The following is an 8,380-nucleotide window of genomic DNA, read 5'->3' on the forward strand; positions in this document are numbered from 1 at the left end:
TCTTAGTCTCCGTCGTTATCCCAACACTCGATGTCCGCATCGGCCGCCGCTGCCGGGTCGGTGCTCAGTCCGGCGCCGCATTCCAGTTCTACTTCCAGCGCGATCTCGGCGGACTCCCGCGCCTGTTCTGGGGTCATGCTGCCGCGGGCCTGGTAGCGCGCCGCGCACAGCCTCAACCATTCATAGCTGTCCATGTTGTTGCCCTCACCCATCCAAGTTGTCGAAGTCCGGAAACTGCGGCTCCGTCATCGGTGCCGGCGGCTCCATGCGGACGAACCTGGCGGCAGACGACAGCAACTGGTCGACGCCCTTGTGCAGGTACTCCAGCGTGTGGTAGTTGAATATCTCGCGCTCACCGGCGAGCACCGGCAGCGGGTTCTCGGATTCGTGGGCACAGACGGCGGCGACGGAGTCCCTGTAGACGTGCCACACGTTGCCGCCGCACATGTGCACCCACTCCCGCTCGTTCGCAAACCGCACATCGGAGCACACGAAGAGCTGCGGCACGAATTCGGGGTACAGCGCCTGACTACGCACCCGGTCGATCCAGATATCGGCCCGGTCAAGCCAGTAGCCAAGGTTCTGGGCGCGCCTGAATTCACTCCCCCACCACTGGAGAACCTGACGGGGCGACAGCGGGAGGGCGTCAAGGTCGAAGTAACTGTCGTGATGCCACTTGGCAATCTCAGCGCGTGCGATGGGGACGAATCCAGCGTCGAAACAATGCCGGAGCGCCAGCGCGGAGCACGGCTCCTCCTTCGTGTCGCGGTCGCGCAGCAGGCCGTCAACGACGCCGAACGCCGCCGCCACTTCGCGGCGCAGGGCGTCGGCGAAACTGAACTTGATGAAGCCATAGTGCCGCACGAGATAGTCTGCGACTGAATCTTTCCCGCTTCCTGCTTTTCCTGCCAGGCCGATCAAAATCATGATGCCCCCTTCAATGTGTCTCCAATTTTACCTTCGCCGATGAGCGGCAGCCCTGGCGCCCAGTCTGGCGTCCTGCTCATCTCCTGAACCATGAACGCCAGCGCGTCCGCCGCCGCGTCTTCTGGTACTACAGTCACGACGTCGTCATAGGTGGACAGGGCCACTATCAATAAGTTCCTGATCTCCAGCAGTTGCCGACTAACGATGCAGTAGTGGATGCACTGCACGGTGTTTTCGACCAACTTGGCGCCAAAAAGTTTCAACCGGTTGCGACCATTGAAGTAACTGGCCTGGCCGTGCTCGTCGCGCGAGATGCCGTCGTATCGCATGGCCAAGCCGTTGGGCATCCAGATCTTGTCCTTGGCGGTACGCATGACGCCGTGCGCGCCGAACACCATCTCACGGCCGGCAATCATGGCGTCAATGGCCTGCTCCATGAGCCCCAGTAGGCGACAATCTTGTCCATCCTGGCGCGGTACCGATCAATCAGCGCATTAGTCACGGCGGCGTGGATGAGCATATCGTTTAGGTTTAAACGACTTGGTAACTCGGATACCGCCTTCACCTTGCCGGGGTTGTTGAGGAAACGACTCGGGTCGACTTGCAGGGTCTCCATGTCGGCCATCCCGAACTGGATGGGAGGCGCCCCCAGCATGCCCTTGAGCAGCTCGGCGCTGGCTTTCAGGTACCCCATTCCGAAGCCGCATCCCAGAATTTGAACCTTGCCTAGTTGGCCAGGTATGTGGTCAGGCGCCACAACCTTTCCGTCTGGCTGAACTATTTTCAGTTTCCGATCAACCGGCCGGCCATAAATGACTGATGCGTGCTCGCTGTAGACGTCGCGACCCTGGGCAAACGCCTCCACGAGGTCGTGCTGGCCAGCCAGCCAGGGCTGTGATGCGGGCTTCCCCCTGCCCCGAGTCGGCCGTGATGATCTTGTGGCCGGGCGGCGCCATGATGGACGCCGCGATGACCGAGAGTTCGGGCCGGTTCTCGTTGTGCTTCGACGAGATGTTGAGCCAGTTCATCTTGTCGCCGCCGCCCATGCGGAACGTGTGCGCGGCGCCGTAGGACACGTAGACAGGCATCGCGCCGCGCTCGGCGCACTGCTGGTACCGTGCGGCTCGCGTTTCGACGATGTTCGATTTCACGGCTATGCGCGCCTCGGCGATGCACCGGACCTCCTCGTCTTCGTCCTCCAGCAGATCCTGCATGCCGGGGTCCGTCTTGGCGAAGGCGTAGATCTGCTCGCCGGTCGTGGGACTGGTCTTTACAGGCGGCTCGACGCCGTACTCCCGCAGCAGGGCGGCGAGCTTGTCGTTGGACCCCACGATCTTCTTGTCGACGCGGTGCCCGCGCACTTCTTGCACGGCAGCACGAGGTCGGGCGAGATGGCCTGGGTTCGGTCGGCGCCATCGCCGCCGCACACTGGGCACAGCATGCCGATGCGCCGCAGCACGTCGATCTTGCGCCGGCGCTCCGTCGCTACCGCGCCGCGGAGCCTGTCGACGTCGCCCAGGAATACCGGCTCGGTGAACATACGCACTACGGTATCGATGACTTGCAACTCCGCCGCCGGCATCTGCTCCAGGAATATCTGCGCCAGGTCGTAGGTACGCTCGCAGTCGTTGACAGAGTAGGCGCCGTACTCCGCCCGCTCTTCCCTGCTGAAGTCGGCGGCGCGCTTGCCCTTGGCGAACGTCACGTAGTCGCCCTGGCGACCGGGCAGGTGGCGGATGCAGAGGTCGTGCAGCGAGTTGCCGGCTTTCGGGCCGTCGAGCACGCGCGCCATGCTCAGCGTGTCGATGTGCATGGCCGGCCGGATGCCGTGGTGATGGGAGAGGGATGAGGCCGTCGAAGTGGCTGTGATGACAAATGAGTGCCGTGTCGGCCCAGTCCACTTCTTCTCGCAGGAACGCGGCGGCGCGGTCGGGTAGCAGCCAGAACGCCTGGTGTCGTTCACCTTGACGCCCAGCAGGATCTCCTCGAAACGGCCATCACGGACATACGCCTCCGTCGTCATGTTCGACAGCGTGTAGTCGGCGGCGTAGTATGTCTCGAAATCGCATACTATGGTATCCATCATGCCGCATGTACCTCGCAGTAGTCAGGGCCTCGCGTGGCACACTCGCAGGCACCCGGCCCGTCACGATGATAGAGTTTAGGCGGCTGACATATACGTCGCCCGCCTTTAGTGACGACCCACATGCACATGTCGGGCGTGCGGTCCGCCTTCTCGCCGTCCTCAACCCCAGCGCGGTAGGCCAGCGCGATGACGTGCGCCAGGGCGGCGTCCATGCGGAACCGCGCGGCGGGGTCCGCGACCAGGAACCGCGCGAACTCGGCGCGCATGTCGTCTAGCATCAGGGGCATGATTCGTCCAGACCATCAGCCATGCGGAGCAGCATAAACCGAATAGGCTCGCCCTCGCCGTAGACATGGGCGACCTGTTCGGCCGCCTCTCTCAGTATCGCAACCTGCGCGGCGCGGAGTTGGTCGGCAATTTTGCACTTTCCATCTGACACGCAAGGCTTGCAGATAAGCCAAGGCGAGTCATTAGATGCGCACTCATTAGGGATCATGTCTGCTCCGGCATGGCCTTGGGGTCGTCGTAGATCTGCTGCTGGTCGCTAGTCATCGCGTCGCCCTCCCGGTGCCTGACGTGTGGTGGCGGTGCCAGACCTGATAGAACAGATCCTGCATGGCGGCGCGCGGCGGCGTCGGCGGCCTGTAGGGCGCGCGTGGGATCAGTCTCGATCAGTTCCATGCAGCGGCTGAGGTTGCGGTCGACGGCGGCGCGCGTGGCGGCGAGGTCTGGGGTTGGCCACGTCATGTTGTTACCCTTCGGTGTTCGTTCATTCTTCCCTCACTCATCAGTTGATAACAGGCCAATGGCCTCTTGTTCTTCCAGCACTCCGACCGCGAGGCCGTCATTTAGTTCCGCGACCGCTCGCACGGCTTCGGTCTCGGCTTCTACCGTGCGGTCGCGCAGGTGGGTCTTTACGGGGTCGTGGTGGCTGCCCCGGCGTCGCCACCAGCACGACTCGCCGCCAGGTCTGTACTCGCCGGGGTCGGTGTCGACGTCGGCCTCTTCAGCTTTCAGGTAGTCCGATAACATCGTCATCACGTCCTCCATTTCTTGAGTAGGCTGTCGATCGACAGCGAGTCGGGCTGCCCAGCCTCTCTCGTCGCCGGGCGTGGCGCTGCCGCACCTGCATCAGCAGCAGGTCGGCCTGCTGTTGTCAGGTCAGGCGCCGGCGTGTCGGCGGCCGCGGGCCACATGCTAGCCGCTGGGAGTACCAGGGCTATCGAGACGTTCGGGCAGTGTCGTCGGCTTCATCAGGATTGCGTGGAGTCGGTGCGGTAGAGTTATACGCCAGATGGCGAACACATCACGTTAGACCCCCCAGCCGCCGAGCATCAGCTTCAGCCGGTCCATCATCATGGCGCTCTCTTGGCTTCCCGTTCTCGAGGCCGAGCGCAACGCACTTTCCATATGCCCAACCGACAGCTTCGGCATCAACAGACATCGCGTGCTCAACGGCGCAGCCTCGCTGAACTCCACGTTAGCCATCATTGGCGAGTACAGCATGGGCGACCAAGACTTCGGGATAGCACGCCAGTTCCAACGGTCGCGCCAGTCCATCCGAGCATTGCCGCAAAATCTTCCCTGATCGTTATTCCGTCTTCGACCACCCACGCCACAACTTCATTACTGCGCAGTCGGCATATCTCAGCGCATAGCGCCTCAACTCATTCTCCGTCTGCGCCACCGATGCGCTGTGCAATCGCAATTTCTAAAATGTCCATTTCTCTCCGAACATGATGGCTAACCCGGCGTTTCCAGCGGAGGCTGCGCCATGCTAGCCGCTGCCGAACTTGGCGCCGGTCACCTAGATCGTTAGCGGTCACGGTATTCAGCCGCCATGCGCGCCATTTCCAAGCCCCTCGCCGTTGAGCTTCGCATCGTCCCGGCACCGAGGTAGGCAGGCAATCGCGCCGCTCCGTTCGCGTCAATCACCATGCTTGGCGCCCATCCGGGGCCGTTGATGAACTTCAACCACGTTTCAACGCTGCTGCCTTTGTCGGCACCCCATCGCGTTCCGGCCATGTGCTGCGCCAATTCTTCTGGCGTGGCGAACACCGGGGAAATCGGGCTGCCTTCGCTGACAGTCTCCCAAATCTGGTAGCCGTCGCCAGTAGGCGGCTCGCTGCGCGTCCAGTCGTCTGCCGCCTGCTCGGCTTCCGGAGAATCCCAGATCGTCCCGTTACCGTTGCATTCCTGGCGTCCCCCACTCTTCCGGCAGTCCCGCTGCTGCAATGATCTTCTTCGTCGCAGACCATTTGTCGCAGGCGTCGTGCCCGATGAAGGGCGGTGTGCGGCCAGCAAGGCCAGCAGTCAGTTCTGCCATGTCCGCGCCGCACGTCTTTCCTTGCGTGCTGTAAAGTGGTGCCTCGCACAAGTAGGTGGCATGCGCCTCTCTCAGCGCGTCGGTTCCTGACAGCATCAGCAGCGACACAAGGTCGCCAAGGCGCTGGCTTGCCGTTGTGGCTCCGCTGCCACTGCAAGCGGCGCAATTGCGACTCTTCGCGTAGTGCGGGTTCAGGTAACCACTCCACGGCTTGTCCATCGGCCACTGAAAATCCAACGGCACGCGCTTCAGTTCTCTTCCCATCGTCTTCTCCTTAAAATGCGTTCTAACTAATCGTTCCAGCGGAGCCACGCGATAATGCCGCTCAGCCCCTCAACTCAAACGTTGGGCGTCACCAGTCCACGCGGGCCACGCTTCAACCCGGCGACGCCATAGCGCTGCGCAACTTCGTCGGGGCGCGCAAACCCCTACCGTCCCGGCTCTACGCTCTATAAAATGGCCGGCATTTCAGCCGGTGCCGCGCTAGGCCCGCAGCAAGCCGGTAGTGGCCATGATTGCCTCCATCAGTTGTTGTTCGCGTCCTGCGATTCATTTCGCCGCCCAACCCGTCGGTCCACACGGCCGCCTTCGGCGCCGAACATTATGTTGACTCCAGTATGGCGTCAAGGTGGGCGAGCGTCTCTACGCCAGCATCTTCCAATCTGTCGAGGAGGGCCAGCGCGGTGTTCAACTCGTCGACGGTGTTGATGTCGGCGTCGTCGAGCCGGGACAGGAGGGGAGCGCGGCGGAGATTGTCGACGGTGTTGATGTCGGCGTCGGCCAGCGCGTCGATCATCTTGACTGTGGTGTCCGGGTTCTCGATGTCCAGCTCGGCGGGCCCCAGGGCGGCGATGCTGGCCGGCGTGAAAGCCCGCCTCTTCCACTGCCTCAAGGATGGCGCACTCGTCGTCACTAGGTTGCAGCCGTTCAACGCAGTCGACAAGCCACATGAGGTCATCCGGCAGTTCGGGCGCGCCAGCGTTCAGGACGTGCTCGGTGCCCATGTTGTTGAACAGTGTGGCGGTGATCATGTCCATATCCTCTTGGCTGATTTTTACAACGGCGGGCGCGGGCGTACATGTAGCGCGTATCTGTCGGGCTTCGTCGCAGTAGTGGACTGCCCCCACGTCGCCGGCGGCAGTTAATTCGAAACAGGACCAGCACAGGTCGCCGATAACGACGTTGTCCGCGGTTCTGGGTTTCATGGTTCCCCTTTCGTTGTGGGCGCGGCTTCGCCTTGAATACGTTCTGACACCATCGCATCAAATGAGTTCCACCTGCCCGTGCGCTTCATCACAGGCGACGCTGATGCGCTGCCGCGAGTCCGATACGGCGCAGCGATCGTGCAGGCACTCGGCGAGGCGCGGCCGTGCGCGATTATGGCGTGGTAGTGCGCGACGGCGCTCATGTCGCCGCGTACAACATGTATGCCAGCAGGTTCAGGACTGCGAACACCGCGACGGCTTCACGCCATGCAAATGGTTCAGGGCAGTTCATAGCTGCCACCCGCGGATAGCCCGCCACTGCGGCGACGTACTCGGCTACCGCCAAGACTTCACGGCGGTCCGGCTTGTCGGCCCGGTATTGCGGGGCCTCGTATAGGCGCTTTTCACGGCATCCGATGCGAATAGATAGGCGCCCATCGCGCTGCCACCCATATGCAGTCCACCCATCTGGGTAACCGGCTCCGATTATTCCGTCGGCCCCGTACAAGTTGGCCCCGTACAAGTCGGCCCCGCGCAAGTCGGCCGCGCTCAAGTTGGCCCCGTACAAGTCGGCCCCGTACAAGTCGGCCCCGTACAAGTCGGCCCCGCGCAAGTCGGCCGGCTCGGCCCGCTGGGTGACCGCGCTAGTTGGCCCGCGCAAGTCGCGCTCCCGCGCACAAGTCGGCCCGTAAAGAAAGTCGGCCCCGTCAAATCGGCCGCGCGCAGCGGTTCCCGCCTACTGCCCGTAGATTACTCCCGCCCTATTTTTATGTCCACGTTGTGCCCCCTCTTCAGTGCGCCGCGGTGCGCGCGGCCCGGTGCAACCCCTACACTTGGGGCGCCCCACTCCTGAAAGCGCAAAGTCTGGGGTCAGCCGGGTTAGATAATCTGTAACAGATCCCGCAACTCATCCATCTCCGACCGCGTGAACTCGCCGCATGGCCCACCGCACTCACAACGCGCGTCCTTGGTCGCCCGGTCCTTTATGCTGTCCACGTTGTATCCTGGATGCCCGCCCGGTCATAGAACGACATGTCGACAGCCCCCAGCGTCCGCCAGCAGGCGGTGCAGAACCCGCGGCGGCCGTCGGTCGCGTAGCCCGATGCCGGTGTAAAAAGTCCGGTTCTGTACGACGCAAACGGTTACATGCAGGTGATCCATGATATCCCGCTCCGGGATCCGGATCCCTATCATCTTCGCCAATGCCAGCGCGCCGAGAATGGGATATTCCAATCCGCCGGGGCCTTGATGATTTTGGATTGCTGGTCATGACATGCCCCACTTTTACCCGCCGTTCAGAACAGACCGACCTTATTTTCTTTCGCCCAAGTGAACCAACTGGTCAAGGTTCTGGAAAATAGGCGACTTTACGAAAACTGGAGCGGCGCATCTGGCCGCTAGATATTCCGCGGTGTCGAAAGCAAAAATCCCCTTTTCACCGGTAATGATGTCGGTGCACCTTTAGTTGCGTAGTTCATGCTGTAACTCCTTCAATTGACGGGGCACCCGTTAGGATGATAACAGCGCGGATGAACATGGCGCCCCTTAGGTTGTGGTAGCGATTAGGTTTTGCCGGTGTGCGAATAGGACTCGACTCGCATGCGATGGCCCCCGACTTCCACAAGTTGACCTATCTTATATTCGCCTTTTCGGCGGGTAATAGAATCTCATGACTTCAGTTCCCGATGTAATAGTGAACGTCGCCGTCATCGGCGCCGGAAGATGTTGCCGGCGCACTGCCCGGCGGCGACCTCATACGCTATCCGGTCGGCGTCGTCGGAGTCCGGCGACAGGTCGGCGTCGCGTATGTCGCCGGCAATCATCTGGATTAGCAGC

General features: G+C 62.0%; 13 protein-coding genes and 1 pseudogene. All 14 read right to left on the reverse strand.

The window, feature by feature from the left end; all coding sequences use genetic code 11:
* Nucleotides 1-2: 2 nt before the first annotated feature.
* Nucleotides 3-194 (reverse strand): hypothetical protein, encoded by a 192-nt coding sequence (locus IPM06_21740; protein MBK8773032.1) that lies wholly within the window; start codon nt 192-194, stop codon nt 3-5.
* 10 nt (nt 195-204) lie between these two features.
* A complete protein-coding gene (locus tag IPM06_21745) occupies nt 205-927 on the reverse strand; it encodes a hypothetical protein (GenBank protein MBK8773033.1) in 723 nt (240 codons plus the stop codon).
* The gene (locus IPM06_21750) at nt 924-1,364 is read right to left on the reverse strand and encodes a hypothetical protein (protein ID MBK8773034.1); all 441 of its coding nucleotides are present in this window, start codon (nt 1,362-1,364) and stop codon (nt 924-926) included. Before IPM06_21750 ends, IPM06_21745 begins: the two co-directional genes overlap by 4 nt.
* Entirely contained in the window at nt 1,340-1,621 is a 282-nt protein-coding gene (locus IPM06_21755) for a hypothetical protein (GenBank protein ID MBK8773035.1), read from the reverse strand. The genes IPM06_21750 and IPM06_21755 overlap by 25 nt, the downstream gene beginning before the upstream one ends.
* 100 nt (nt 1,622-1,721) lie before the next feature.
* A complete protein-coding gene (locus tag IPM06_21760) occupies nt 1,722-2,258 on the reverse strand; it encodes a hypothetical protein (protein ID MBK8773036.1) in 537 nt (178 codons plus the stop codon).
* Complete coding sequence (locus IPM06_21765) at nt 2,198-3,013, reverse strand: hypothetical protein (protein MBK8773037.1); 816 nt, start codon at nt 3,011-3,013, stop codon at nt 2,198-2,200. The genes IPM06_21760 and IPM06_21765 overlap by 61 nt, the downstream gene beginning before the upstream one ends.
* Complete coding sequence (locus IPM06_21770; protein MBK8773038.1) at nt 3,010-3,300, reverse strand: hypothetical protein; 291 nt, start codon at nt 3,298-3,300, stop codon at nt 3,010-3,012. The genes IPM06_21765 and IPM06_21770 overlap by 4 nt, the downstream gene beginning before the upstream one ends.
* Before the next feature lie 205 nt (nt 3,301-3,505).
* A complete protein-coding gene (locus IPM06_21775; GenBank protein ID MBK8773039.1) occupies nt 3,506-3,760 on the reverse strand; it encodes a hypothetical protein in 255 nt (84 codons plus the stop codon).
* Nucleotides 3,761-3,793: 33 nt separating this feature from the next.
* Entirely contained in the window at nt 3,794-4,051 is a 258-nt protein-coding gene (locus IPM06_21780; protein ID MBK8773040.1) for a hypothetical protein, read from the reverse strand.
* 273 nt (nt 4,052-4,324) lie between these two features.
* Nucleotides 4,325-4,573, reverse strand: coding sequence for a hypothetical protein (locus IPM06_21785; protein MBK8773041.1), 249 nt, complete (start codon nt 4,571-4,573; stop codon nt 4,325-4,327).
* Nucleotides 4,574-4,828: 255 nt separating this feature from the next.
* Nucleotides 4,829-5,248 carry a hypothetical protein gene (locus IPM06_21790; GenBank protein MBK8773042.1) on the reverse strand — a complete coding sequence of 140 codons (420 nt, stop codon included), beginning with the start codon at nt 5,246-5,248 and terminating at the stop codon, nt 4,829-4,831.
* Complete coding sequence (locus tag IPM06_21795) at nt 5,196-5,603, reverse strand: hypothetical protein (GenBank protein MBK8773043.1); 408 nt, start codon at nt 5,601-5,603, stop codon at nt 5,196-5,198. The genes IPM06_21790 and IPM06_21795 overlap by 53 nt, the downstream gene beginning before the upstream one ends.
* Nucleotides 5,604-5,940: 337 nt before the next feature.
* A complete protein-coding gene (locus tag IPM06_21800; protein MBK8773044.1) occupies nt 5,941-6,231 on the reverse strand; it encodes a hypothetical protein in 291 nt (96 codons plus the stop codon).
* Nucleotides 6,232-7,037: 806 nt separating this feature from the next.
* Nucleotides 7,038-7,205, reverse strand: a pseudogene (locus IPM06_21805) (pentapeptide repeat-containing protein).
* Between the last annotated feature and the right edge of the window lie 1,175 nt (nt 7,206-8,380).

The sequence above is a fragment of the Hyphomicrobiales bacterium genome (genome assembly GCA_016710435.1).
GTDB lineage: Bacteria > Pseudomonadota > Alphaproteobacteria > Rhizobiales > Aestuariivirgaceae > Aestuariivirga.